At 69.8% G+C, this 26,012-nt stretch carries 22 protein-coding genes and 2 pseudogenes; 17 read left to right on the forward strand and 7 right to left on the reverse strand.

Annotation, left to right across the window (positions count from 1 at the left end; translation table 11 throughout):
- Positions 1-116 precede the first annotated feature (116 nt).
- The 11 genes and pseudogenes from CAL24_RS11345 to CAL24_RS11395 all read left to right on the forward strand — a co-directional run bounded on the left by CAL24_RS11345 (position 117) and on the right by CAL24_RS11395 (position 12,930).
- Positions 117-1,283, forward strand: coding sequence for an acyl-CoA dehydrogenase family protein (locus CAL24_RS11345; RefSeq protein WP_094806758.1), 1,167 nt, complete (start codon positions 117-119; stop codon positions 1,281-1,283).
- A gap of 58 nt (positions 1,284-1,341) precedes the next feature.
- A pseudogene (locus CAL24_RS11350) lies at positions 1,342-2,314 on the forward strand (Bug family tripartite tricarboxylate transporter substrate binding protein).
- 12 nt (positions 2,315-2,326) lie between these two features.
- A complete protein-coding gene (locus CAL24_RS11355) occupies positions 2,327-3,298 on the forward strand; it encodes a tripartite tricarboxylate transporter substrate binding protein (RefSeq protein WP_094806759.1) in 972 nt (323 codons plus the stop codon).
- A 5-nt stretch (positions 3,299-3,303) separates the two neighbouring features.
- Entirely contained in the window at positions 3,304-4,500 is a 1,197-nt protein-coding gene (locus tag CAL24_RS11360; RefSeq protein ID WP_094806760.1) for an acyl-CoA dehydrogenase family protein, read from the forward strand.
- A complete protein-coding gene (locus tag CAL24_RS11365; RefSeq protein ID WP_028356110.1) occupies positions 4,497-5,495 on the forward strand; it encodes a YhdH/YhfP family quinone oxidoreductase in 999 nt (332 codons plus the stop codon). The genes CAL24_RS11360 and CAL24_RS11365 overlap by 4 nt, the downstream gene beginning before the upstream one ends.
- Positions 5,496-5,515: 20 nt before the next feature.
- On the forward strand, positions 5,516-7,615 hold the full coding sequence (locus CAL24_RS11370; RefSeq protein WP_094806761.1) for an acetate--CoA ligase family protein: 2,100 nt from the start codon (positions 5,516-5,518) through the stop codon (positions 7,613-7,615).
- Between the two features lie 59 nt (positions 7,616-7,674).
- On the forward strand, positions 7,675-8,349 hold the full coding sequence (locus CAL24_RS11375) for a heavy metal response regulator transcription factor (protein ID WP_094806762.1): 675 nt from the start codon (positions 7,675-7,677) through the stop codon (positions 8,347-8,349).
- Positions 8,346-9,728 carry a heavy metal sensor histidine kinase gene (locus CAL24_RS11380; RefSeq protein ID WP_094806763.1) on the forward strand — a complete coding sequence of 461 codons (1,383 nt, stop codon included), beginning with the start codon at positions 8,346-8,348 and terminating at the stop codon, positions 9,726-9,728. Before CAL24_RS11375 ends, CAL24_RS11380 begins: the two co-directional genes overlap by 4 nt.
- Positions 9,729-9,774: 46 nt before the next feature.
- Complete coding sequence (locus CAL24_RS11385; protein WP_094806764.1) at positions 9,775-11,517, forward strand: copper resistance system multicopper oxidase; 1,743 nt, start codon at positions 9,775-9,777, stop codon at positions 11,515-11,517.
- A 109-nt stretch (positions 11,518-11,626) separates the two neighbouring features.
- Positions 11,627-12,424 (forward strand): copper resistance protein B, encoded by a 798-nt coding sequence (locus CAL24_RS11390; protein ID WP_051439600.1) that lies wholly within the window; start codon positions 11,627-11,629, stop codon positions 12,422-12,424.
- A gap of 23 nt (positions 12,425-12,447) precedes the next feature.
- Complete coding sequence (locus CAL24_RS11395) at positions 12,448-12,930, forward strand: DUF411 domain-containing protein (protein ID WP_419670711.1); 483 nt, start codon at positions 12,448-12,450, stop codon at positions 12,928-12,930.
- 43 nt (positions 12,931-12,973) lie between these two features.
- Here the strand turns inward: CAL24_RS11395 and CAL24_RS11400 are convergent, their stop codons facing one another.
- From CAL24_RS11400 to CAL24_RS11430, 7 genes are all read right to left on the reverse strand, one after another.
- Positions 12,974-14,371: a M20 family metallopeptidase gene (locus CAL24_RS11400; protein ID WP_094806765.1), complete on the reverse strand. Its 1,398-nt coding sequence runs from the start codon at positions 14,369-14,371 to the stop codon at positions 12,974-12,976.
- Positions 14,368-15,339: an oligopeptide/dipeptide ABC transporter ATP-binding protein gene (locus tag CAL24_RS11405; protein ID WP_038854038.1), complete on the reverse strand. Its 972-nt coding sequence runs from the start codon at positions 15,337-15,339 to the stop codon at positions 14,368-14,370. The genes CAL24_RS11400 and CAL24_RS11405 overlap by 4 nt, the downstream gene beginning before the upstream one ends.
- Positions 15,339-16,319, reverse strand: coding sequence for an ABC transporter ATP-binding protein (locus tag CAL24_RS11410; protein WP_094806766.1), 981 nt, complete (start codon positions 16,317-16,319; stop codon positions 15,339-15,341). The genes CAL24_RS11405 and CAL24_RS11410 overlap by 1 nt, the downstream gene beginning before the upstream one ends.
- Before the next feature lie 2 nt (positions 16,320-16,321).
- Positions 16,322-17,239, reverse strand: coding sequence for an ABC transporter permease (locus tag CAL24_RS11415; protein ID WP_028356100.1), 918 nt, complete (start codon positions 17,237-17,239; stop codon positions 16,322-16,324).
- Positions 17,240-17,242: 3 nt separating this feature from the next.
- Positions 17,243-18,160: an ABC transporter permease gene (locus CAL24_RS11420; RefSeq protein WP_094806767.1), complete on the reverse strand. Its 918-nt coding sequence runs from the start codon at positions 18,158-18,160 to the stop codon at positions 17,243-17,245.
- Between the two features lie 21 nt (positions 18,161-18,181).
- Positions 18,182-19,735, reverse strand: a complete 1,554-nt coding sequence (locus CAL24_RS11425) for an ABC transporter substrate-binding protein (RefSeq protein ID WP_094806768.1) — start codon at positions 19,733-19,735, stop codon at positions 18,182-18,184.
- 78 nt (positions 19,736-19,813) lie between these two features.
- Positions 19,814-20,566: a GntR family transcriptional regulator gene (locus CAL24_RS11430; RefSeq protein ID WP_094806769.1), complete on the reverse strand. Its 753-nt coding sequence runs from the start codon at positions 20,564-20,566 to the stop codon at positions 19,814-19,816.
- 217 nt (positions 20,567-20,783) lie between these two features.
- On the opposite strand from CAL24_RS11430, the gene CAL24_RS11435 reads away from it, so the two are divergent.
- The 6 genes and pseudogenes from CAL24_RS11435 to CAL24_RS11460 all read left to right on the forward strand — a co-directional run bounded on the left by CAL24_RS11435 (position 20,784) and on the right by CAL24_RS11460 (position 25,980).
- On the forward strand, positions 20,784-21,986 hold the full coding sequence (locus CAL24_RS11435) for a pyridoxal-phosphate-dependent aminotransferase family protein (RefSeq protein ID WP_094806770.1): 1,203 nt from the start codon (positions 20,784-20,786) through the stop codon (positions 21,984-21,986).
- A gap of 3 nt (positions 21,987-21,989) precedes the next feature.
- Complete coding sequence (locus CAL24_RS11440) at positions 21,990-23,039, forward strand: serine hydrolase domain-containing protein (protein ID WP_094806771.1); 1,050 nt, start codon at positions 21,990-21,992, stop codon at positions 23,037-23,039.
- Positions 23,040-23,159: 120 nt separating this feature from the next.
- On the forward strand, positions 23,160-23,597 hold the full coding sequence (locus CAL24_RS11445; protein ID WP_094806772.1) for a universal stress protein: 438 nt from the start codon (positions 23,160-23,162) through the stop codon (positions 23,595-23,597).
- A gap of 120 nt (positions 23,598-23,717) precedes the next feature.
- Positions 23,718-24,506 carry an amino acid ABC transporter substrate-binding protein gene (locus CAL24_RS11450; RefSeq protein ID WP_028356093.1) on the forward strand — a complete coding sequence of 263 codons (789 nt, stop codon included), beginning with the start codon at positions 23,718-23,720 and terminating at the stop codon, positions 24,504-24,506.
- A 38-nt stretch (positions 24,507-24,544) separates the two neighbouring features.
- Positions 24,545-25,199, forward strand: a pseudogene (locus CAL24_RS11455) (amino acid ABC transporter permease).
- A gap of 28 nt (positions 25,200-25,227) precedes the next feature.
- Positions 25,228-25,980, forward strand: a complete 753-nt coding sequence (locus CAL24_RS11460; RefSeq protein WP_028356091.1) for an amino acid ABC transporter ATP-binding protein — start codon at positions 25,228-25,230, stop codon at positions 25,978-25,980.
- The last annotated feature ends 32 nt before the right edge of the window (positions 25,981-26,012 follow it).

The following is a 26,012-nucleotide window of genomic DNA, read 5'->3' on the forward strand; positions in this document are numbered from 1 at the left end:
CGCCGCGCGCGTCGTTGTGTTCAAGATATCAAAACAACCGTCTCGGATCTGCACGCGTTTTGATAGTCTGCCAGGCATCGACGCCACCGGCGCTTGCCGCCACAGGACCAGGCAGAATGATCAGAGATCCCGACAGCTTTTCCGCATTTCTCGACTCGTTGCGGTGCTTCGTGCGCGAGCGCCTGGTGCCGCGCGAAGCCGAAGTGGCGCGCGCCGACGCCGTGCCGGACGACCTGGTGCGCGAGATGGCCGGCCAGCACATGTTCGGCTATTCGATTCCGGCCGAGTACGGCGGCCTGGGGCTGACCACCGAGGAGCTGGTGCTGGCGGCGCTGGAGCTGTCGCAGTGCTCGGTGGCGTTCCGCGCCCGCGTCGGCACCAACACCGGTATCGGTTCAGAGGCGCTGGTTGCCGACGGAACCGCGCAGCAGAAGGCGCGCTATCTGCCGCGCCTGGCCTCGGGCGAAATCACCGGCTCGTTCGCCCTGACCGAGCCGCAGGCCGGATCGGACGCCACCGCGCTGCAGACCACGGCCCGCCGCGACGGCGATGCCTATGTGCTGAATGGCGAAAAATGCTTCATCACCAATGCGCCGCTGGCCGGCCTGTTCACGGTGATGGCGCGTACGGACGCGTCGCAAGCCGGCGCCGCCGGGATATCGGCGTTCCTCGTCGAGCGCGGCACGCCCGGCCTGGCCACCGGGCCGGCGTACGACAAGATGGGCCAGGCCGGCTCGCCCGTATCCTCGGTGCATTTCAGCGATTGCCGGGTGCCGGCCGGGAATCTGATCGGCGGCCAGGAAGGCATGGGCTTCAAGACCGCCATGAAAGTCTTGAACAAGCAGCGCGTCCACCTGGCGGCGCTGTGCGTGGGGCCCGCCATACGCATGCTGGACGACGCGATGGCATTTGTGGCCGAGCGTCGCCAGTTCGGCCGGCCGCTGATGGATTTCCAGTTGATCCAGGCCATGATCGCCGATTGCCAGACCGAGATCCACGCCGCGCGCGCATTGGTGCTGCAAACGGCGCGCGAGCGCGACGAGGGAAAGGATGTCACGCTCGCGGCGTCGATGTGCAAGTACTTCGCATCCGAAATGTGCGGCCGCGTGGCCGACCGCTGCGTCCAGATGCACGGCGGATATGGCTATGTCGCCGACTACGCGGTGGAACGCTTCTATCGCGATGTCAGGCTGTTCCGCCTCTACGAAGGCACCAGCCAGATCCACCAATTGACGATTGCCCGGCAGACGCTGACGCGCGCCGGATACTCGCCGGCCCGCTGAGCGGCATCCAGGGGCCGCATCCACGACATACAAGACGGCCCTCCACCAGGAGACAAGCATGAAAAGATTGGCAAAATGGGTTGCCGGCACCGCCGTGGCGCTGTCGGCGGCATGGCCCGGCCTGGCCGCCGCGGCCTATCCGGAGCGTCCCATCCGTTTGATCGTGCCGTTTGCGCCGGGCGGCTCGACCGACATTCTGGGGCGGCTCCTGGCGGACGCCTTGCCGCCCATCCTGGGCCAGCCCGTGATCGTCGAGAACAAACCGGGCGCCGGGGGGCAATATCGGCGGCGACATCGTGGCGCGGGCCGAACCGGACGGCTACACGCTGCTGCTCGCAGCCGCGGGCCCGACCGTGATCAATCCGAGCCTGTACCGGGACATGCCGTTCGACCCGGCCAGGGACCTGGCGCCGATCAGCTGCATCACCCGCGAACACAACCTGATGGCGGTCGGGCAGTCGGTGCCCGCTGCGACGCTGGGCGAGTTTCTCGATTATGCCCGCTCCAACCCCGGCAAACTGTCGTTCGGCTCGCCCGGCAACGGCTCGCCGGCGCAATTGGCCGGCGAATTGCTCAAGCAGAAGACCGGCATCCAGATGGAACATGTGCCCTACAAGGGCACCGGCCCGGCCGTGACGGACCTGATCGCCGGCCATATCGCCGTCATGATCGACAACATGCCGGCGCTGTTGCCGCACGTCCAGGCCGGACGGCTGCGCGCGCTGGCGGTGCCCAGCGATACGCGGGCCGCCGCCGCGCCGGATATCCCGACGTTCCAGGAAGCCGGCGTGCCGGATTTCGTGGTCATGGCGTGGAAGGGCTTGATGGCGCCGGCCGGGACACCGGACGCGGTGGTCGAGCGCCTGAGCGCCGCGATTTCCCAGGCGCTGGCCGACCCGAAGCTGCGCGAGCGACTGCAGGCCATGGGCGCGGAGCCGCTGGGCAGCACGCCGCAGCAGTTCGCCCAGCAGATCGCGTCGGAAACCGCCTGGTGGCGCGAGCTGGTGCAATCCACCGGGACCCGGATCTAGTAAGGGGCACGCATGAGACTCTCGCGATTCAAACCCTGGGCCTTGGCCTGCGCGGGGCTGTTGCTGGCGGCGGCCGGCAGCGCCGCCGCCGCGTATCCGGAGCAGCCGATACGGCTCATCGTCCCTTATGCCGCCGGCGGCGGCACCGACACGGCGGCGCGCATGCTGGCCAAGAAGCTTGCGCCGCGCCTCGGGCAGCCCGTCCTGGTCGAGAACAAGCCCGGCGGCGCCACCCAGATCGGCACGGCCTATGTGGCGCGCGCCAGGCCCGACGGCTATACCTTGTTGATGGGCACCGCCAATCTGGCGACCAATGCCGTGCTGTACCGGAACCTGCCCTACGACGTCGCCCGGGACTTGACGCCAGTGGCCTGGGCGACCGATGTGCCGGTGTATGTGCTGGCACTGGCCGGCGCCGGCATTGTCGACCTGGCCAGCCTGCGGCGGGCCGCGGGCCAGGGCACGGGCCTGGCTTACGCCACCGCCGGAGTCGGCAGCATCCCGCATCTGGCCGCCGAGATGTTCGCGCACCAGTTCGGGATGCCATTGCGGCACATTCCGTACAAGGGTAGCGCCGAGGCCGTTGCGGCGCTGGCCGGCGGCCAGGTGCCGCTCAGCTTCGACAACCTGCCGCCGGTGCGCGCGCAGATCGAGGCGGGCCGCGTCGTCCCGCTGGCCATCGCCGCCGCGCGGCGCAATCCGCTGCTGCCCGAAGTGCCGACGCTCGCCGAGTGGGGATACCCGCTGGAGGCGTCGTCCTGGTGGGGCGTCATGGCGCCGGCTGGCACGCCCGCGGACATCGTCGAGACCTTGAACCGGCACATCGACGCGGTACTGGCCGACCCCGAGGTCCGCGAGTACTTCGTGCAGCAGGGCATGCAGCCCATGGGCGGCGCCCCCGGCGAGTTCGGCCGGCACATTGTGGAAGAGACGCGCAAATGGCGCGCAGCCGTCGAGCAGGCGGGAGTGCGGGTGACGCAATGAACGGGATGAAAACCACGACAGAGCGGGGCTACGCCGGCGATATCGACCAGTTGCGGGCGCGCGTGCGCCGCTTCGTCGAGGAAGCGGCCATTCCGCTCGAATCGCCGGCGTTGGCGCACGATGTGGCGGCCCTGGATGCGGCTATCGCGCAGTTGCGCAAGCGGGCGCGCGATGACGGCATCTACGCGCCGCAGTTGCCGCCGCGCTGGGGCGGCCTGGGACTGGACTGGCGACAGTGCGTCGCGGTTCTGGAAGAGGCGGGGCGCGGGTTCCTGGCGCCGGCGGCCATGAACTGCGCGCCGCCGGACCAGCCCAACATGCTGACCTTGCTGGCCATTGGCAGCGCGGCGCAGCAGGCGCGCTACCTGGGGCCGTTGGCGCGCGGCGAAGCCCGCGCCTGTTTCGCCATGACCGAGCCGTCGCCGGGCGCGGGTTCTGATCCCGCCATGCTGGCTACCCGGGCCGAGCGGCGGGGCGGCCGCTGGGTGCTCAACGGCCGCAAGATGTTCATCAGCGGCGGCGTGGGCGCGGCCTTTGCCCTGGTGCTGGCGCGCACCGATGCCGGCGCGAGCCTGTTCATCGTCAACGCCGATGCGCCGGGCTATCGCGTGGTTCGCGATATCGGCATGGCGACCGGATACCAGGTGGGCGGCCATGCCGAGATCCTGCTGCAGGACTGCGAGGTAGGCGACGAGGCTCTGCTGGGCGAGCCGGGCAGGGGCTTCGAGTATGCCCAACTGCGGCTGGAGCCGGCGCGGCTGTCGCACTGCATGCGCTATATCGGCCGCGCCGCCCGGGCGCTGGAGCTGGCGCAGGGCTACGTGCAGCAGCGGGAATCCTTCGGCGCCCGGCTGGCCGACCTGCAGCAGGTGCAGGCCATGGTCGCCGATTCGCACATCGACCTGCATGCCAGCCGGCTCATGACAGCCGATTGCGCGGCGGCGCTGGACGCCGGCCGCTCGGTCAAGCACTTGTCGTCGATGACCAAGGTCTTCGTGTCCGAGGCCGTCAATCGCGTCGCCGACCGGGCCGTGCAGATGATGGGCGCGCTGGGCGTTTCCGACGAGACACCGGTGTCGATGATCTGGCGCGAATTACGGCCGTTCCGCATCTATGACGGCGCCAACGAACTGCACCGGGCGACCCTGGCGCGGCGCATCCTGCGCCCGGCGTCGCCGCTTCTCTCCACAGGAAAATCATGAGCATCCCGCCGTTTCTCGCCTACCGGTTGCATGCGCCGGCCTCCGGCACGCGTCCGGCCGGCCGCTTCGAGACCCTGGGCATCGATGATCTCTCGCCGGGCGAGGTCGTCATACGGGTGGCGTATGCCGGCCTCAATTACAAAGACGCCCTGGCCGCGGCGGGAGAGGGGCGCATCATCCGCGCCTATCCGCGCATCGGCGGCATCGACCTGACCGGGCGGGTGGTCGCCTCGGGCAGCGACGCCGTGGCGACGGGGCAGGAAGTCATCGTGCACGGCTTCGGCATCGGGGTCGATTGCGACGGCGGCTACGCCGAATATGCCCGCGTGCCGGCCGACTGGGTCATGCCATTGCCGCCGGGCCTGGGCCTGCGCGACGCCTGCGTCCTGGGCGCCGCCGGCTATACCGCCGGCCTGGCGTTGCACTGGATGGAACACAGCGGCCTGGCGCCGGCGCAAGGCGAGGTGCTGGTAACCGGCGCGACCGGCGGGGTGGGCAGCATCGCGGTCGACATGTTCAGCCAGTGCGGTTATCGCGTATGCGCCATGTCGGGCAAGCCCGATGCCGTCGAGTACTTGCGGGGTCTGGGCGCCGCCGAAGTGCTCGCGCCGGCGCCCGCGCCGGCGTCCGGGGCCAAGCCGCTCGACAGCGCGCGCTGGGCCGGCGTGGTCGACTCCGTGGGAGGCGAGGTGCTGGCGCGCGCCCTGAGCGCGCTCAAGCCCGAGGGCATTGCCGCGGCCTTCGGGAATGCGGGCGGCATGCAACTGCCGACCACTGTGCTGCCGTTCATCCTGCGCGGCGTCAAGCTGCTGGGCATCAACGCCAATAGTCCCATGCCCCTGCGCCGGCAGGTCTGGGGCAAGATCGCCACCCGCTACCGGCCCGCCCGCCTCGACGCGATCGCGCATGTCATCGAGCCCGCCGCGTTGCCGCAGTCGCTCGACGCCATGCTGCGGCGAGCCAGCCGCGGCCGCACTGTCGTCGATTTTTCCTGAAACCGATTCCGCCACCAGCCATGACCTCGCGCGCAGAGCTTTCCCGTCTATTTCATCCTCGCAGCATTGCCGTCGTCGGCGCGTCCGCCGCGCCCAACAAGATCGGCGCGATGCCGCTGACGCTGCTGCGCCGCCACGGCTATGCGGGGCGCATCGTGCCGGTGAACCCGCGCGGCGGGACCATTCTGGACTTGCCCGCATGTCCGGACCTGGCCGCTCTGGCCGAGCCGGTGGACTTGGCTATTCTGGCCGTGCCCGCGGAGCACGCCGCCGACGCGCTGGCCCGGGCGCGCCCGGGCCAGGTGGCGGGGGCAGTGGTGTTCACCTCCGGCTATGCCGAGACCGGCGAGGCGGGCAGGGCCCGCCAGGCGCGCCTGGAGGCCGTCGCGCGCGAGCGCGGCATCCGCTTGCTGGGGCCCAACTGCCTGGGCTTCATGAACGTGCGCGAGCAGGTTTACGCGACCTTCTCGCCGGCGCCCATGAACGGCACCGTCGCCGCCGGCGACATCGGCATGGTTTCGCAGAGCGGCGCGTTCGGGGCCTATGCCTACAGCATGGCGCGGGAACGCGGGCTGGGGCTGTCATACTGGATCAGTACCGGCAATGAAGCGGATCTCGACGTGTCGGACTGCATCACATGGCTGGTCGACGATCCCCATACTCGCGTCATCATGGTGTACATGGAAGGCTGCCGTGACGGCGCGAAGCTGCGCCACGCCCTGGCGGCGGCCAGCCAGGCCGGCAAGGCCGTGGTGGTGGCGAAGATCGGCCGCACCGCCGCCGGCGCCCAGGCGGCAGCCTCGCACACGGCCGCCCTGGCCGGCGACGACGCGGTCTACGACGCACTGTTCCGCCAATACGGCGTGGCGCGCGCGCACACGATCGACGAGTTCTTCAACCTGGGCTACGCGCTGAGCGCCTGGCCGCAGCGGCCGGCCGGCCGCCGGCTGGGCATCATCACGATTTCCGGCGGGGTGGGCGCGCTGATGGCCGATGACGCGCAGGACGCCGGGCTGATGTTGCCCGAGCCAGCGCAGTCCGTCCGTGACCGGCTGTTGGCGCGCGTGCCTTTCGCCAGCGCGCGCAACCCGGTGGATGTGACCGGCCAGGCAGTGGCCGAGCCCGGCCTGTTGCTGGAGACGGCCGACGGGATGCTCGCCGGAGGCACCTATGACGCCCTGGCGGTGTTCCTGGCGGCGGCGGGCTCGCTGGATTCGCTATGGCCGACGTTCGAGTCGTTCGCGCGGGAACTGCGCGAGCGTCATCCCGCAGTGCCGCTGTCACTGTGCGCGATCTTCCCGCAGGTGCGGCGGCAGGCGCTGGAGGCGCTGGGATGCCCCGTCTTCACCGACCCTAGCGCCGCCATCCGGACCTTGGGCGCCGTGGCGGTCATGGAAGACGCGGCCGAGCCCGTCGTCATGCCTGAGCGGCAGGCAGCGGCCGCGGAACTGCCCGCCGGCTCCGGCCCGCTCAACGAAATCGAGGCGCTGGCGCTGGTCCGCCAGGCTGGGATCCCGACGGTGGACGCGCGTCTCGTCGCCAGCGCGGACGAGGCGGTGGCCCAGGCCGATGCCGTGGGCGGCCCGGTGGCGCTCAAGATCGTGTCGCGCGACATCCTGCACAAATCGGACGTGGGAGGCGTCCGGCTGGCCCTGCAAGGGGCCGGCCAGGTGCGCGGCGCGCATGCCGGCATCATGGCGGCGGTCGGGCAGCAGGCTCCCCAGGCGCGCATCGACGGGGTGCTGGTCGCCCCGATGGCGCCGGCCGGGGTGGAGTGCATCCTGGGCATGCACCGCGACCCGGTGTTCGGGCCAGTCATCATGTTCGGCCTGGGCGGCGTGTATGTGGAGATCCTGCGCGACATCAGTTTCCGCCTGGCGCCGTTCGGGCATGCCCAGGCCCGCGCCATGATCGCCGGGCTGCGAACATACCCGCTGCTGTGCGGCGCGCGGGGTGCGCCGCCCTGCGACGTGGAGGCCCTGGCCGACGCCCTGGTGGCGTTCGCCGCGCTGGCGCACGCGGCGCCGGACCGCATCGAGTCGATCGAGATCAATCCGTTGCTGGCGCTGCCGCGCGGACAGGGCGTACTGGCGCTGGATGCGGTGGCCGTCGCGAGCTAGGAGCACTGCAAAAATCGCGGCGCCGGATTACATTCACGGCAAATGTATGAAGGCGAACCATGCGAATACTGGTCATCGAGGACGAGCGCAAGCTCGCGGACTATCTGCAGAAGGGCCTGGCCGAACAGAGCTTCGTGGTCGACGTGGCGCGCGACGGCGTCGAAGGCTGCCATGCGGCGTTGGAGTTCGACTACGACGTGGTGGTGCTGGACGTGATGCTGCCGGGCCTGGATGGCTTCGAAGTGCTGGCGCGCCTGCGCCGCGGCAAGAGCACGCCGGTGCTGATGCTGACCGCGCGCGACCGGGTCGAGGACCGCGTGCGCGGCCTGGAGGGCGGCGCCGACGACTACCTGGTCAAGCCATTCGCGTTCTCCGAGCTGCTGGCGCGGGTGCATGCGCTGCTGCGGCGCGGGCGCGGCCAGGAGCCGGCCGTGCTGGCGCTGGACGACCTGGAGCTGGACCTGGTGCGTCGCAAGGCCAGCCGGGCCGGGGTGCGGCTCGACCTGACCGCCAAGGAATTCACGCTGCTGGCCTTGCTGCTGCGCCGCCAGGGACAGGTGCTGTCGCGTACGCTGCTCGCTGAGCAGGTCTGGGACATGAACTTCGACGGCGATACGAATGTCATCGAAGTCGCGGTGCGGCGCCTGCGCGCCAAGCTGGACGATCCGTTCGACCGCCGGCTGCTGCACACGGTGCGCGGCATGGGCTATGTGCTGGAGCGACGCGAGCCATGATGCGTCGCCCCGCGTCCATCGAGCGGCGGCTCACTTTGCTGCTGGGCGCCATCGCCCTGGCCGTGTCCAGCGTGGCCGGCTGCACGCTGTTCTGGGCCTTGCAGCGCGAGGTGCAGCGCCAGCAGATTACCGAGGTGGCCGGCAAGCTGGAACTCATCGAACACCTGATCGGCATGCAGGCCGGGCCGGAGCCGTCCGGGCACCTGGCCACCACGCTGGACAATATCCTGGCCGGCCACGGCCAATTGCGCGCCTGGATCATCGGCGCCGACGGCCGGCCCCATTACGGAGGACCGGCGCCGCGTGTGCTGCGGGCCGGCCCGGGCGACGAAGTCCTGCTCGAGACCGGCGACGGCCAGCGCATGCGCGGCCTGCGGGTGGCCCTGGAGGCGGGGCCGTTCGACCGCGCCGCGCTGACCGTGGCCATCAGCACGCGGCCCGGCGGGCAATTCCTGTACACCTACGCGACTGCGCTGCTGCTGGTTTGCGCGCTGTGGGTGGGGGTGACCGTGGCCCTGGGCGCATGGGCGGTGCGGCGCTCGGTGGCGCCGCTGCGGCGTCTGTCGGCGCAGGCGGCACGCATCGGTCCCGGCAACCTCGCGGTGCGCCTGCCGCAGCCGGACGGCGATGCCGAGCTGCACGAGTTCGTCCGCACCTTCAACCAGCTGCTGGACCGGCTGCAGGCCGCCTACCAGCAACTGGAAGGCTTCAACGCCGACGTGGCGCACGAACTGCGCACGCCGCTCGCGACCCTGATCAGCGGCACGGAGATCGCCCTGGGCAGCGAGCGCAGCGCCGCCGAGCTGCGCGAGGTGCTGGCCTCCAACCTGGAAGAGCTGGAAAGCCTGCGCGCCCTGGTCAATGACATGCTGTTCCTGGCGCGCGCCGACAGCGGCGAATTGGCCCAGGACCTGCAGCCGGTCGACATGCGCGGGGAAATCGCGCGGGTCGCCGATTATTACGAGGCGGCGCTGGAGGCGGCCGGCCTGGCGCTGCGCATCGAGGGGCAGGGCGACGGTGCGGCGCTGGCCAATCCGCGGCTGCTGCGCCGGGCGATCGCCAACCTGGTATCCAACGCGATCAAGGCCGCGCCGCGCGGCAGCGTCATCCGCGTCGCCTACGCGGCCGAGGGCGCCGGCATGCGGATCAGCGTGCGCAACACCGGCCCGGTCATCGCGCCGTCGGCCCTGCCGCGCATCTTCGACCGCTTTTACCGCGGCGATGGCGCACGCGGCGGGCGCTCCGCGGGACACGGCCTGGGGCTGGCCATCGTGCGGGCGGTTGCGCGCATGCACGATGGCCGCGCGTTCGCCGCTTCCGACACGGACGGGACCGAAGTCGGCTTCAGCATCGGCACGCGGCAGATTACAGAAACGTAATCTGGCCGACAGCTTGGCGTCGGTCATGCGCGGCTAGAGTGTCCGCATGACTGCATTGTTCGATACCGCGGGCCGGAAGCCCGCCTCGGCGCCGCGGCGCCGTTTCGTCCAGGGCCTGGCCGCCGGCGGCCTGCTGGCCGGGGCCGGGCTGCGCCATGGCGGCGCCTGGGCCGCGGCCGCGCCGGCAGTGTTGTCCGGCACACAGTTCGACCTGGAAATCGGCGAGTCGCCGGTGAACTACACGGGGCGGGCGCGCCGCGCGACCACGGTCAATGGCCAGCTGCCCGCGCCGGTGCTGCGCTGGCGCGAGGGCGATGACGTCACCTTGCGGGTCACCAACCGCCTGCGCGAAGACACCTCGATTCACTGGCACGGCATCCTGCTGCCGAGCGGCATGGACGGGGTGCCGGGCTTGAGCTTCGCGGGGATCCGGCCGGGCGAGACCTTCACGTACCGGTTCCCGGTGCGCCAGAGCGGCACGTACTGGTACCACAGCCATTCGGGCCTGCAAGAGCAGACCGGCCTGTACGGCGCCATCGTGATCGAGCCGCGGGCGCCCGCGCCGCCGCCGGCGGACCGCGACTACGTCGTGCTGCTGTCGGATTGGACGGATGAAGACCCGGCCGAGGTGTTCCGCAAGCTGATCGTGATGCCGGACTACTACAACCGCAATCGCCCCACGCTGGGCGACCTGGCGGCCCGGGCCGGGCAGGCCGGCTGGCGGCAGGCCTTGGACGAGCGGCTGATGTGGCAGCGCATGCGCATGGACCCGACCGACCTGGCCGACGTATCGGGCGCCACCTATACCTACCTGACCAACGGCCGCTCGCCGGCGGGCAACTGGGCCGGGCTGTTCCGGCCCGGCGAGCAGATCCGGCTGCGCTTCATCAACGGCTCGGCCATGACCTACTTCGACGTGCGCATTCCCGGCCTGAAGCTGACCGTGGTGGCGGCCGATGGGCTGCCGGTGCGGCCGGTGGAGGTGGACGAGTTCCGCATTGCGGTAGCCGAGACCTACGATGTGATCGTCGAGCCGGACCAGGCGCGCGCCTATACGATTTTCGCGCAGGCCATGGATCGCTCCGGCTATGCGCGGGGCACGCTGGCGCCGCGGGCCGGCATGCAGGGCGAGGTGCCGCCGCTGGACCGCGTCCAGGTGCTGGGCATGGCGGACATGGGCATGCGCCACGACATGGCAGGCATGGGCCACGGCGCACACGGCGGGCATGGTGGCGGGCATGGCGGCGCGGCCGGCGGCGGCATGGTCGAAGCGCGGCATCCGTACCCGGCCGAGCGCGGCGTGGCGAACTCGATGCTGCCCGATGTGGTGTCGACCCGGCTGGACGATCCGGGCGTAGGGCTGCGCGGCAACGGCCGCCGCGTGCTGACCTACGCGGACCTGCGCTCGGCCGCGGTCCCGGCCGACGAGCGGCCGCCCACCCGCGAGATCGAGCTGCACCTGACCGGCAACATGGACCGCTACCTGTGGTCGTTCAATGGGGTGAAGTTCGCCGATGCCAAGCCCATCGTGCTGCGCTACGGTGAACGGGTGCGCTTCGTACTGGTCAACGACACCATGATGACCCATCCTATCCACCTGCACGGGCTATGGAGCGACCTGGAATCTCCCGACGGCGCGTTCCAGGTGCGCAAGCACACCGTCAGCCTCAACCCGGCGCAGCGCATCAGCTATCGCGTCAGCGCCGATACGCGCGGCAACTGGGCCTACCACTGCCACCTGCTTTATCACATGGAAGCCGGCATGTTCCGGGCCGTGGTCGTGGAGTAGGCGCATGAAACATTGTTCCTTCATCCGCGCCGGCAGGTGGGCGGCAGGCTTGCTGGGGCTGCTGCTGGCCTGGCCGGTCGGGGCGCAGTCGGGCCACGCCGGCCACGGCATGGACCATGGCGGCGCGGCAGGACAGTCCGCACCCGCGCCGGCCGGGGAGCACGCGGCCATGCCCGGCATGACGCACGGCGCGGCGCCGGCGGGCCGCCTGCCGTCCAGCGATGGCGCGGGCGCGCGCGGCTACGAGGCTTACGGCATTCACGCCGGCATGATGGACGGCATGGCCGCCAGCCAGTTGCTGTTCGACAAGCTCGGCCTGGCGCACGACCGGGCCGGCCGCACCGGCCTGCAGTGGGACGGCGAATTCTGGCTCGGGCGGGGCCGGGACCGCTTGTGGATCAAGAGCGAAGGCGAACGCATCGGCGGCACCTCGGCGGCCAAGGTCGAGGCGTTCTGGAGCCGCGCCGTCTCGCCTTATTGGGACGTGCAGCTGGGCGCCCGGCGCGATTTCGGCGCCGGCCCGAAGCGCGACTGGCTCGCGCTCGGCCTGCAAGGCGTGGCGCCATACGAAATCGAGACCGAACTGACCGCCTATATGGGCAAGGCGGGGCGCACGGCGCTGGGGCTCAAGGCGGAGTACGATCTGCTGCTGACGCAGCGCCTGGTGTTCACGCCCGAAATCGAGGCCAGCCTGTATGGCGAAGACGATCCGGCACGCGGGGTTGGCGCCGGCCTGGCCGACGCCGCGCTGACCCTCAGACTGCGCTACGAAATCACCCGCCAGTTCGCGCCCTATGTCGGTGTATCCTTCGGCCGCAAGTTCGGCCAGACGGCGCGCTATGCCAGCGAGGCCGGCGAGAGCCGCTCGGAACGCGCGCTGCTGGCCGGGCTGCGCCTCTGGTTCTGAATGCCGCCACGACGAGACCACTCATCATGCCAATCGATATTTCCCGTCCCTTGTCCACCCGCCGCCGTCTGCTGGCCGGCCTCGCGCTCGCGCCGCTGGCGGCCCGGGCCGCCGCCCCGGGCGCCACGGTGCGGGTCTGGAAGACGCCGACCTGCGGTTGTTGCCAGGATTGGATCGCCCACCTGCGCGACCACGGTTTCCAGGTGGAAGTCAGCGAAGTCGACGACACCTCGGCGATCCGCGAGCGGCTGGGCATTCCCAGGGAGTATGGCTCGTGCCATACCGGCCTGGTGGCCGGCTATGCCCTGGAAGGCCACGTGCCGGCGCGGGACATCCAGCGCCTGCTGCGCGAGCGCCCGGCGGCGATCGGCCTGGCCGTGCCCGGCATGCCGCTCGGCTCGCCGGGCATGGACGGCCCCGAGTACGAGGGCCGCAAGCATCCCTATGAAGTCCTGCTGGTGCGGCGCTGGGGCCTGACCTCGGTGTTCCAGGCCTATCCGGCCTAGAAGCCTGTTCACCCTCCGGGCCGGCCGGGAACCGGGCGGCAGGCTAGGCGCGGGCCCGGGCCGGCGTATCGCCCGCGCCCAGGTCCCAGTACAGGCCGGTCATCAGAGTCAGGGCCTCGCGCAGCAGCTCCGGCGGCAGATGTTCATTCGGCGCGTGCTGCGAGCAGCCCGGATACGAATGCGGCACCCACACCGTGCGCAAGCCCAGCACGTCCGTGAAGATGTCGTTCGGCAGCGAGCCGCCCAGGTTCGGCAGCACGGCAACTTTCTTGCCGCTGGTGCGCTCCAGCGAAGCCACGGTCCAGCGCACCCACGGATCGTCGGGGTCGATGCGCGTGGCCTTGAACATGGTTTCCCGCGTGGTCTGCACCCGCACCATGGGAAAGCCCTGGCGGTCCAGGTGGCGGCGCAGGGCGGGCAGCAGCGCGTCCGGGTCCACGCCCACCACGAAGCGCAGCTGGCAGCGGGCCCAGGCGCGGGGCGGAATGGCGTTGACCGGCGTGTCGGGGTTGCCCGTCTTGTAGGCCAGCACCTCGAACGAGCACCAGCCGAACACGCGCTCGGCCGGCGACAGGCCGGGCTCGCCCCAGTCGGGCTCGATTTCCGGGCCGTCCGCGCCGCCGTCGACTTCACAGTCGGCCAGCGCGCGCCGCACCGCCGGCGGCAAGCCGGCCGGCACCCATTCGGGCACCCGGATCTGGCCGCTGGGCGACACCAGGGTGGCAATGGCGTGGGCAAGCTGGATGCCGGGGTTGGAGATCAGGCCGCCCCAGTTGCCGGAGTGATGCCCGCCGGCACGCGCCTCGATGCTCAGGTCGAAGTTCAGGCTGCCGCGCGCGCCCAGGAACACGGTGGGCCGCTGCGGGCTCAGGCGCGGGCCGTCCGAGGCGATCAGCAGGTCGGCGGCGAACCTGTCGCGGTGCTGTTCGCACAGTTCGCGCAGGCCCGGCGAGCCCGTCTCTTCGCCCATTTCGAGCAGGTACTTGACGTTGAAGCCGAGTTTGCCGCGGGTCTGCAGCACCAGCCTGAGCGCCTCGATGTTGATACTGTGCTGCCCCTTGTTGTCGGCGATGCCGCGCCCGTACCAGCGGCCGTCGCGCTCGGCCAGCGTCCAGGGCGACAGGCCGGCGTGCCATTCCGGCTCCAGCCCGCGGATCACGTCGCCGTGGCCGTAGCCGAGCACGGTGGGCAGGGCCGGGTCCTCGATGCGCTCGGCGAACAGGAAGGGCGCGCGCGCCTTCTCGTGCGTGAGGATGCTGCATTCGAACCCCATGGCCTCGAACGCCGGCCGCATCTCCGTTTCCAGGTAGGCGGACAATTCCCCCGCGCGGCCGGGGTTCTGGCTTTCGGTGGGAATCGCCAGGCGGCGCGCGAGCAAGTCGCGGAAGGCGCCGGAATCGAAACATTGCTCGGCGCGGGCGATGGCGGTTGAGCGGCTCATGGCTGGACGGCTCCTCGGGACGATGGCGGATAGAGATGGCAGGCCACCAGCGCGCGCTCCTGCGGCAGCAGGGCGGGGCGCTCGTGGCCGCACTGCGGCATGGCGTGCCGGCAGCGTGGATGGAACGGGCAGCCCGGCGGCGGCTTGAGCGGGTCGGGGAACGACAGGCCCAGGCCCGTGTCCGGAATGCCCAGGCCCGGCTCGGGTGTCAGCACCGAGGCCAGCAAGGCCTGGGTGTAGGGATGGCGCGGCTGGCGGAACAGCTCGGCGGCGGGCGCGGATTCGACCACGCGGCCCAGGTACATGACGGCCACGTCGGTGGCGATGTGTTCCACCACCGCCAGGTTGTGGCTGATGAAGACGTAGGTCAGGTCGAACTCGCGCCGCAGGGCCATCAGCAGGTTCATGATCTGCGCCTGCACCGATACGTCCAGCGCCGAGGTGGGCTCGTCGCAGATGACGATTTCCGGGTTCATGACCAGCGCCCGCGCGATGGCCACCCGCTGGCGCTGGCCGCCGGACAGCTGGCCGGGCGTATTGCCCGCCAGGCGGGCCGGCAGCCCGACCCGCTCGAGCATCTCGATGGCCTTGTGCTGGCGCGGGTTGGCGATGCCGTGCACTTCCAGCGGCAGCGACACGATCGAGGCGATGGTGCGGCGCGGGTTCAGCGAGGAGTACGGGTCCTGGAATACCGGCTGCACGCGCCGCGCCAGCGCGCGGCGCGACAGCTCGCGGATGTCCCGGCCCTCGATGCGCACCGCGCCGCCGGTGGTCGGCAAGAGGCCCAGCAGCAGCCGCGCCAGCGTCGACTTGCCGCAGCCGGATTCGCCCACCACCCCCAGCACGCCGCCGCGCGCGACCGCCAGGTCCACGCCGTTGACGGCGTGCAGGGTGCGGCGCGGCTGGAACATGCCGGTCTTGACGGTGAAGCTGCGGCTGACGTCCTGTGCCTGGATGAGCGCGTCCATCAGCCGGCCTCCGTGCGGATGCAGCGCCATTCGTGGCCGGGCGGCGCCCGATGCAGCGGGACGTCCGACCCGCAGGCGGGCCGGGCGTGGCGGCAGCGTTCCCGGAAGGCGCAGCCGGACAGATCGCCGACCAGTGCCGGCACCACGCCGGGAATGGTGCCCAGCGGCGTGCCGGGCGGGGTGCGGCCAGGCACCGGGATGCAGGCCAGCAGGCCCTGGGTGTACGGATGGCGCGGCCCGGCGAAGATGTCCGCGACGGGTCCCTGTTCGACGACCTGGCCGGCATACATCACGGCCACCTGGCGGGCAATGCGGGCCACCACGCCCAGGTCGTGGGTGATCAGCACCATGGCGATGCCCAGTTCGGCCTGCAGGTCCGCCAGCAGGCGCAGGATCTGCGCCTGGATGGTCACGTCCAGCGCCGTGCTGGGCTCGTCGGCGATCAGCAGTTCCGGCCCGCACATCAGGGCCATGGCGATCATCACGCGCTGCCGCAAGCCGCCCGACAGCTGATGCGGGTATTGCCCCAGGCGCTGTCCGGCCGAGGCAATGCCGACTTTTTCCAGCAGTTCGACGGCGCGTTCGCGCGCTTGCGCGGCGCCCGCGCCGCGGTGATGGCGATAATGCTCGGCCAGCTGCTCGCCAATGGTATAGGCCGGGTTCAGGGCGGTCATGGGCTCCTGGAAGATCATCGCCATCTTGTTGCCGCGCAGCGCGTTGACGCGGCGGCGTCCGGTGCGCGACAAGTCTTCGCCCAGCACGGCCAGGCGGCGGGTGCTGCGCCGCGCCGCAGCCGGCAGCAAGCCCATGATGGCCAGCGAGGTCATCGATTTGCCGCAGCCGGATTCGCCCACCAGGCACAGCGTCTCGCCGCGCCGGACCTGGAAGGACACCCCGCGCACCGCGTGCAGGGCGCCGCGCGGAGTGTCGATGGCGACCCGCAGGTCCTGCACGTCCAGCACGATTTCCGCAGCATTCATCGTCAGGCCCTGTCGTCCGGAGTGAGCCACTGGTGCAGGCCGTCGCCGGCCAGGTTGATGGCGAAGATCAGCAGCGCCAGCGCGCTGCCGGGAATGGCGATCAGCCAGAAGGAAAAGAACATGTAGGCCTTGGCTTCCGAGATCATCAGGCCCCAGGACGGCAGCGGCGGCTGCACGCCCAGGCCCAGGAACGACAGCGCCGCCTCCAGCAGGATGGCGCTGGCCGCTTCCAGCGTGGCGATGACGATCAGGTGCGGCACTACGTTGGGCAGCACCTCGCCGCGCACGATGCGCCAGGTCGAGGCCCCGGCCGCCTGCGCCGCCGACACGTATTCCAGCGCACGCACCTGCTGGGTGGCGCTGCGCATCACGACCGCGAAGCGGTCCCATTTCAGCAGCCCGAGCACCAGGATCACCACCCATAGCGAACCGCCCACGATGGCGACCGTGGCCAGCGCCACCAGGATGACGGGCATCGACAGCCGGGTGGTCACCAGGAACGACACCGCCATGTCGATCTTGCCGCCGAAATAGCCGGCCGCCATGCCCAGCGCGGTGCCGATCAGCCCGGAAATCAGCGCCACGCTGGCGCCGATCAGCAGCGAGATGCGCGCGCCATAGAACAGGCGCGACAGGTAGTCGCGGCCCAGCTGGTCGGTGCCCAGCGGATGCAGCCAGGTGCCCTTGTCGTACCAGACCGGCGGCGCCGTGCGGTGCGTCAGGTCCTGGAAATACGGGTCGTGCGGCGACAACCAGGGCGCGAACAACGCGATCAGCACGATCGCCAGCAGGATCGTCCCGCCCGCCAGCAGCGCCTTGTTGCGCCGCAGGCGGCGCCAGGTCGGCCGGCCCGGCGCGGCCGTGCCGGCGGCCGCGGGCGCCGGCACCTCGGCCAATACGGGAGGAAGGGGCGCGGCCATGATTCAGGACACCCTGATGCGCGGGTCCAGCCACGCGTTGGCGATGTCGGCGGCCAGGGTCAGCAGCACGTACAGCACCGACAACAGCAGGACGATGAGCTGCATGACCGGGTAGTCCTTGAAGGTGATGCTCTGGTAGGCCAGGTAGCCCAGCCCGTCCAGCGCGAAGATGGTCTCGATGACCACCGAGCCGCCCAGCAGGTAGCCCAGCTGGACGGCGGCCAGCGCCACCACCGGCACGATGGCGTTGCGCAGCGCGTGCTTGAAGATCACCGTGCCGGTGGGCAGGCCCTTGGCGCGCGCGGTGCGGATGTAGTCCGCGCCCAGCACTTCGATCATGCCGGCCCGGATCAGCCGCATGAACGCCGGCGCCACGTAATAGCCCAGCGCGATGGCGGGCATCACGAAGTGCTGCCAGGTGCCGCTGCCGGAGACCGGCAGCACGCGCAACGTGATCGAGAACAGCATGATCAGCAGCAGCGCGAAGAAGAAGTTGGGCAGCGCCTGGCCCAGCACGGCCACCGCCAGACACAGTCGGTCGGCCAGGCTGCCCTTGTACAGCGCCGCCAGCACTCCCAGCGGGATGGAGATGAACAGCGCCACGCCGAGCGCGGCCAGGCCCAGCAGCAGGGTGGTCTGGAGCTTGGAGAAGATCAACGGCCCGGCGTCCGTCTTGAAATACACCGAGGTGCCGAAGCGGCCGTTGAGGATGTTCCACAACCAGTCCGCGTACTGCACGGCGATGGGCCGGTCCAGTCCGTAGGCCTTGCGGATCATGTCGATGTCGGCCTGGCGCGCGCCTTCGCCGGCCAGGGCCACCGCCGGGTCGCCCGACAGGTGCAGCAGCAGGAAGGCCAGCACCGACACCGTCAGCGCCACCAGCACGGCCAGTCCCAGCCGCCTGATCAGGAACCCGAGCATGGGCGTTCTCCGTGTCGCGGGTTATTTCCAGCTCATGTCCCAGAAGCGCACCAGCTCGTCCGGGTAGGTCTTGAACTCCAGGTCCTTGCTGGCCACGTAGTAAACCGGCAAGGTCCACAGCGGCGCGGCGTAGGCGTGCTCGGCGATCAGGGTCAGGGCCTGCTTGTAGGCGGCGTTGCGGGCCTGGCTGTCGATGGTGTGGTCGCCCTTGTCCAGCAGCTCGCGCACTTTGGGGTCGCGCGTGATGTCGTCGTTGCCGAAGGCAAAATACACCGGCGTCGAGGCCGAGACATCATTGACCAAGTTCGAGCCCCAGGTCTGGTGGGTGAGCGATGCCTTGCCGGCGCGGATCATGTCGCGCATGGCGGCGTACTGCAGGAAATTGAGCTTGGCGCGGATGCCGACCGCCTGCAGGTAGTTGATGATCGCCTCGGTCTGGTTGCGCTCGCGGTAGGCCACGATGTCGATGTCGAAGCCATCGGGATGGCCCGCCTCGGCCAGCAGCTTCTTGGCCAGCGCCGGGTCATACTTGTAGACCGGCGCGCCCTCGTCGGTGCAGCCGACCTGCGACGGGGTGCAGATGGTGTTGAGCAGCTCCGCCCCTTCGCCCACGATATTCTTGATGATGGCCTCGCGGTCGATGGCGTGCAGGATGGCCTTGCGCACGCGCTCGTCCTTCAGTTGCGGCGCGGGCGTGTTGTCCAGGATGTTCATCTGCATGAACACGATGCGCATCGTGTTGCCGCTCTTGACCTGCAGCTGGGGCAGCGTCTTGAGCTGCTCGGCCTGGTCCTTCGGCACGTGCATGATGAAATCCTCGCCGCCCGAGATCACTTCCGCCATCTGGGTCTGGCGGTCGGGGATGAAGCGGATCACCACCTTGCCGATGCGGGGCTGCGCCTTGGGCGAATCCTTGAAGTAGTCCCGGTTGGCCTCGAGCGTGATGGACTTGCCCGGCACGTACTCCGCCACCTTGTAGGGGCCGGTGCCGACCGGCTTGGCGTTCATGCCCTGCGGCCCGACTTCCGCGTAGTACTTGGCCGGATGGATGGCCACGGTGGTCGACAGGTATTCCTTGGCGCCGGGGAAGGGCTCCTTGGTGGTCAGCCGCACCTTGTATTTGCCCAGCTTCTCGACCTTGTCGATCCAGCGCACGTTCTGCTGGGTGGTGGCCTTGTTCTTGGGGTCCGACACGAAGTTCAGCGTGTACACCACCGAGTCGGCGTCGAACTCTTCGCCGTTATGGAATTTGACGCCTTCGCGCAGCTCGAACTCGAGCGTCTTGTCGTCGACCTGTTTCCAGCTCTTGGCCAACTGGCCCTTGTACTCGTTGGTCAGCGGATCGCGGTACAGCAGCGTGTCCCAGACATTGGCGGCGATGATCACGCCGATGCGCACGTTGTTGTAGTACGGGTCCACGCTTTCGGGCGCCTGGTCGTAGGCCATGCGCAGGGTGTCGTCCTGCTTGCCGGCCAGCGCCGGCTGGGCCGCCAGGGCGGCGCCGGTCAGCAGCAGCGCCGCGACCGGGAATCGAAAGGACAGCGGTGCAACGAAACTAACGCGACGTTCAGCCATGATTGGCTCCTGTAGACCGTATCGGTTGAGCGGAATACTGCGGTGTAGCGTGTATCGTTCCCGGGATGCTTGGTCGTCCTAGCCGGGGGGTGGGTCGTGCTGCGGCCGCCGCGCATGTGCCGAGGCCTTGAGGGCCGCATCGCACTTGCGCTGCAGGTGGGTTCGCATGATGGCGGCCAGGCGTTCGGCGTCGCGCGCGGCCAGCGCATCGGCCATCTCGATGTGCTCGCGCATCGCCTGGTCCCATTTCTCGCGGTTCTCGTTGGAGACGAAGCGCAGATTCTGGATGCGCGCGTTCTGCGTCTCGTAGAGCCGTGCCAGCAGGCCGTTGTGGGCCGCCTGGCTGATGCGGGCATGAATCTCGCGGTTGGTGCGGTAGTAGGCCGGCAGGTCGCGGCGCGCATGGCTGGCCATCATTTCGTAGGTGAGCGCGCGGATCTCGGCGATTTCCTGCTCGGTGGCGCGTTCGCAGGCGTAGCGGCAGGACAGGGCCTCCAGCCCGCCGATCACTTCGAACGCCTCGCGGATGTCGGCCTCGGACAGCGCCACTACCCGGGCCCCGCGGTTGGGTTCGATGCGCACCAGTCCTTCGGCGGCCAGCAGCCGGAATGCCTCGCGCAGCGGCGTGCGCGACACGCCCAGCAGCTCGCCCAGCGCCCGTTCGTTCAGGCGCGCGCCGGGCGGATATTCGCCCTGGATGATGCGTTCGCGCAGTTGCCCGGCCACGCCCGCCGGCAGGGTGCGCCCATTGCCGGCGCCGCGCGCGGGGCGGGCCGACGGGGCGGCGCCGGCGTCGGCGCCATCAGCGGGCAGGGCGGGGTTGCTGCGCATTGGTATACCAAATGGATTTGGTCTTTCGCAGACTATAAAACAGGCGATCCGTGCGTCGTCATGGGGGATACCCTGAATACTCGATATAAAACAAAGATATAGGGTTAGCCATGATAGGCCGGTCGTGGCGGGCAATTGCCCGTGCCGGACGGCTTGCGTATGATGCTTGGACGCGTTTTCTAGTTGTATACCAATTCTGCCGACTAGAGGCCTACCCATGATCTCCCTGCACGGGCATCCGTCCGGCCGTCATTTCCTGCAGATACCCGGGCCGACCAACGTGCCGGACCGCGTGCTGCGCGCCATGCACCGCGCGACGATCGACCACCGCGGCCCCGAGTTCGGCGGGCTGGGGCGGGCGGTGCTGCAAGGCATGCAGTGGGTCTTCCAGACCCGCTCGCCGGTGATCATCTATCCATCGTCCGGTACGGGCGCCTGGGAAGCCGCGCTGGTCAATACCCTGTCGCCCGGCGATCGCGTGCTGATGGCCGAGACCGGCCACTTCGCGGCGCTCTGGCAGCGCCTCGCCACCCGGCTGGGGCTGGACGTGGAGATCCTGGAGGGCGACTGGCGGCACGGCGCCGACCCGGCCCGGATCGAAGCCCGCCTGGCCGCCGATGCCGGGCATCGCATCAAGGCGGTGTGCGTGGTGCACAACGAGACCTCCACCGGCGCCGTCACCGACGTTGCGCAAGTGCGCCAGGCCATCGACCGCAGCGGCCATCCGGCGCTGCTGATGGTCGACGCCATATCTTCGCTGGGGGCCATGGATTATCGCCACGATGAATGGGGCGTCGATGTCGGCGTGGCCGGTTCGCAAAAGGGCCTGATGCTGCCGCCCGGGCTGTCGTTCAACGCGCTGAGCGAGCGGGCGCTGCGGGCCGCGGCCAGCGCGCGCCTGCCGCGCTCGTACTGGGATTGGTCGGCCATGCTGACGCTCAACGAGGGCGGGTACTTCCCCTATACACCCGCCACCACCTTGCTGTACGGGCTGCACGAGGCGCTGGACATGCTGCGCGCCGAGGGCCTGGAGCGGGTCTTCGCGCGGCACCGGCGGCTGGCGCAGGCGACGCGCGCGGCGGTCCGGGCCTGGGGGCTGGAGCTCGTCTGCCAGGACCCCGCCGCGTGCAGCAATGCCCTGACCGCCGTGCTGATGCCCGACGGGCATAGCGCCGACGCGCTGCGCAAGGTGATCCTCGACCGCTACGACATGTCGCTCGGCCAGGGGCTGGGGCGCTGGTCGGGCAAGATATTCCGCATCGCCCACTTGGGCGATTTCAACGATCTGTCGCTGTGCGGCGCGCTGGCCGGCGTGGAAATGGGCCTGGCCGCCGCCGGCGTGCCGCACCGGCCGGGCGGCGTGCAGGCCGCGCTCGATTACCTGGCCCGGCCCGCCGCCGGCCGTCACGAAAAGGGGTAGGAGATGAACGAAGCATTGATGCAGCAGGCGATCCAGTTCGCCCAGGAACACGAAACCGACTGGGACCGCGAGGTCGACGGCGTATGGGGCGTGCACCAGCAGGACCCGCCGCCCTGGAACCGGCTGCTCGGCCCGGTGCACGGCCGCGGCCCCGTGACCGGCCTGGTGGTGGTGGACGGCCGGACGGTCGCGTCCTGGGGCGAACCGCAGCGGGCCGACCTGACCTTCAGCGTGGCCAAGCTTTACCTGGCGCTGGTGGCCGGCGTGGCGCACGACCGCGGCCTGTTGCCCGACGTGGACGAACCGGTGCGCGCGCGCGTGCCCGGCATCGGGTTCGACACCGGCCGCAATGCCCGCATCACCTGGCGGCACCTGCTGCAGCAGACCAGCGAATGGGAGGGCGAGCGCTTCGGCGTGCCCGACCAGGTCGACCGCTATCGCGCCGTCACCTTCGGCGCGCCGCCGGCCGGCAAGAAAGGCGACGCGCGCCCGCTGCAGGAGCCCGGCACCTACTGGGAATACAACGACGTCCGGATCAACCAGCTTTCTTACGCCTTGCTGCACCTGTTCCGCCGGCCGCTGCCGGAGGTGTTCCGCGAAGCCGTGATGCGCCCCATCGGCGCCAGCGAAGACTGGCAATGGGTCTGCTACGACAACGCCTGGGTCGAGATCGACGGCCAGCGCATGCCGTCGGTGCCGGGCGGCTCGCACTGGGGCGGGGGCATGTCCATCAGCAGCGCGGACCAGGCCCTGATCGGCCGCATGCTGCTCGACGATGGCCGCGCCAACGGCCGCCGGGTCATCTCGCCGGAGTGGCTGCGCGCCATGCGCACGCCCAGCGAACTGGCGCCGTACTACGGCTTCCTGATCTGGCTGAACGAAGGGCGGCGCATTTTTCCCAGCGTGCCGGAGTCCAGCTTTTTCGGCATCGGCGCCGGCAGCTCCTTCACCTGGATCGAGCCCGAGCGGCGCATGGTGGTCATCGTGCGCTGGCTGAACTCGTCGCATGCCGACACGCTGTTCGGCAAGATCCTGGCCGCCGTGGACGGCTGAGCGGGCGGCGTGCTCCGGCGCGGGGCCGGTTGACGGGGGTCAAGCTGCGGCCGGACGGGCGGCACTACCCTGGAACCGGCGGGCAACCGCCCGCCAGTCCCTCCACCACAAGAGCACGCCATGTACCAGCACATCCTCATCCCCATCGACGGCTCCGAGCTCTCGCGCCTCGGCCTCGTCAACGGCCTGGCGCTCGCCAAGGCGCTGCAGGCCCGCGTCACCATCATGACGGCGATCGAGCCCATCAACGTCCTGTCGGCCGAAACCGTCCAGTTCGCCAGCGTGCCGCAACAGTACGAGCGCCAGGCGCGCGAACGCGCCCGGCAGTGGCTGGCCGACGCCGCCGACCAGGCCCGCCAGGCGGGCGTGCCGTGCGACACCGCCATCCGCGAGAACAGCCAGCCGTACCTGTCCATCATCGAGTGCGCCACCCAGGGCGGCTGCGACCTGATCACCATGTCGTCGCACGGCCGCAGCGGCATGGCGGCCGTGATGGTGGGCAGCCAGACCCAGAAGGTGCTGACCAAATCCAAGATCCCGGTGCTGGTCTACCGCTGAGCCGCGCCCCGCGGGGCGCGCCGCGCCGGCGCCATCCGCCGGACTGGATATAATCGCCAGTTCGGCTTTTTTTCGTGGCCGCCACTCATCCCTTCCTTTGCGCCCCCGCGCACTACCGATATGAAAAAACTGACCGCTGCTTTCCTGGTCTGCGCCACGTCGCTGCTCGCGGCCTGCGGGCAGAGCGACGACCCCGCCCCGCAAGCCGGCGCCGCCGCCGCCCAGAAAATTGTCGTCGGGCTGGACGACAATTTCCCGCCCATGGGCTTTCGCGACGAGAACAACCAGCTCGTCGGCTTCGACATCGACATGGCGCGCGAGGCCGCGCGCCGCATGGACATCCAGGTCGAGTTCAAGCCCATCGACTGGAGCGCCAAGGAAGCCGAGCTCAACGGCAAGCGCGTCGACGTGCTCTGGAACGGCCTGACCATCACCGAAGAGCGCAAGCAGAACATCGCCTTCACCGCGCCCTACATGGCCAATCACCAGATCATCCTGGTTGCCCACGGCTCGCCGGTGCAGGCCAAGGCCGACCTGGCCGGCAAGGTGGTCGGCGCGCAGGACGGCAGCAGCGCCGTCGACGCCATCAAGAAAGACGCGCCAGTCGCCGCCAGCCTGAAAGAGATCAAGCTGTTCGGCGACAACGTCACCGCCCTGATGGACCTCTCGGCCGGCCGCCTGGATGCCGTGGTGGTGGACGAAGTAGTGGGCCGCTACCTGGCCAACAAGCGCGAAGGGCAGTACCGCGTCCTGGACGAGAATTTCGGCACCGAGGACTACGGCGTGGGCGTGCGCAAGGACGACACCGAGCTGCTGGCCCGGCTCGACCAGACCCTCGCCGCCATGAAAAAGGATGGCTCCGCCGCCCGCATCGCCCAGCAATGGTTTGGCGCCGACATCATCAAATAGGCGCGGGCGCCGGCCCGCTGAGCGCCTAGGATAGCCGCATGGATTACGTCATTTCCCTGCTGGGGCCCATGGCGCAGGGGGGCCAGGACCACCCTGACGCTGTTCTTCGTCACCTTCGCGCTGGCAGTGCCCCTGGGGCTGCTGCTGGCGCTGGCGCGCATCTCGCACTGGCGGCTGCTCAGCCAATTGGTCAACGGCTACATCTGGCTGATGCGCGGCACGCCGCTCATGCTGCAGATGCTGTTCATCTACTTCGCGCTGCCGTTCGTGCCGGTGGTGGGGGTGCGCCTGCCCGATTTCCCGGCCGCGGTGGTGGCGTTCACGCTGAACTACGCCGCCTATTTCGCCGAGATCTTCCGCGCCGGCATCCAGTCGGTGGACCGTGGCCAGTACGAGGGCAGCAAGGTGCTGGGCATGAGCTACCTGCAGACCCTGCGGCGCATCGTGCTGCCGCAGATGGTGCAGCGCGTGCTGCCGCCCATGAGCAACGAGACCATCACCCTGGTCAAGGACACCTCGCTCATCTACGTGCTGGCGCTCAACGACATCCTGCGCACCGCGCGCGGCATCGTGCAGCGCGACTTCACCACCACGCCGTTCCTGGTCGCGGCGGCCTTCTACCTGATCATGACGCTGGTGCTGACCTGGCTGTTCCAGCACATGGAAAAACGCTATGCCAAGTACGACCAATAGCCCCGTCGCCGCCGATCCGCGTCCGGTGATGATCGCGGCGCGCGAGGTCGGCAAATCGTTCGGCGCCGCGCGCGTGCTGGACCAGGTGTCGCTGACGCTGCGCAAGGGCGAGGTGGTCGCGGTGATCGGCCCGTCGGGGTCGGGCAAGAGCACCTTCCTGCGCTGCCTGATCCACCTCGAGACCATCGACGAAGGCAGCATAGAGATCGAGGGCGAGGCCCTGGCGACGGCCGTGCCGGGCGGCCCGAGCCGCTATGTGCGCGATGCGGAGGTGCGGCGCATCTGCCGCAAGATGGGCATGGTGTTCCAGTCGTTCAACCTGTTCCCCCACATGACCGTGCTCGAGAACATCATCGAGGCGCCGGTGACCGTGCAGGGCGTGCCGCGCGACCAGGCCATCCCGAAGGCCGAGGCGCTGCTGCGCAAGGTGGGGCTGCTGAACAAGCGCGACAACTATCCGGCGCGCCTGTCGGGCGGGCAGAAGCAGCGCGTGGCGATCGCCCGGGCGCTGGCCATGGAGCCGGACATCATGCTGTTCGACGAGCCGACCTCGGCGCTCGACCCCGAACTCACCGGCGAGGTCCTGCGCACCATGCGGCAACTAGCCGACGAGCACATGACCATGCTGGTGGTCACCCACGAGATGGGCTTTGCCCGCGAAGCCGCGCATCGGGTGGTGTTCATGGACGAAGGCCGCATCGTCGAAGAAGCGCCGGCCGAGACCTTCTTCCGGGCCCCGCAGCAGCCGCGCGCCCGCGCGTTCCTGGGGAAGATGCTGTAGGCGCCGCGCTTCCATGGCGGCGTCATAGTGTT

This window comes from Bordetella genomosp. 2, from assembly GCF_002261345.1.
Lineage (GTDB): Bacteria > Pseudomonadota > Gammaproteobacteria > Burkholderiales > Burkholderiaceae_B > Bordetella_A.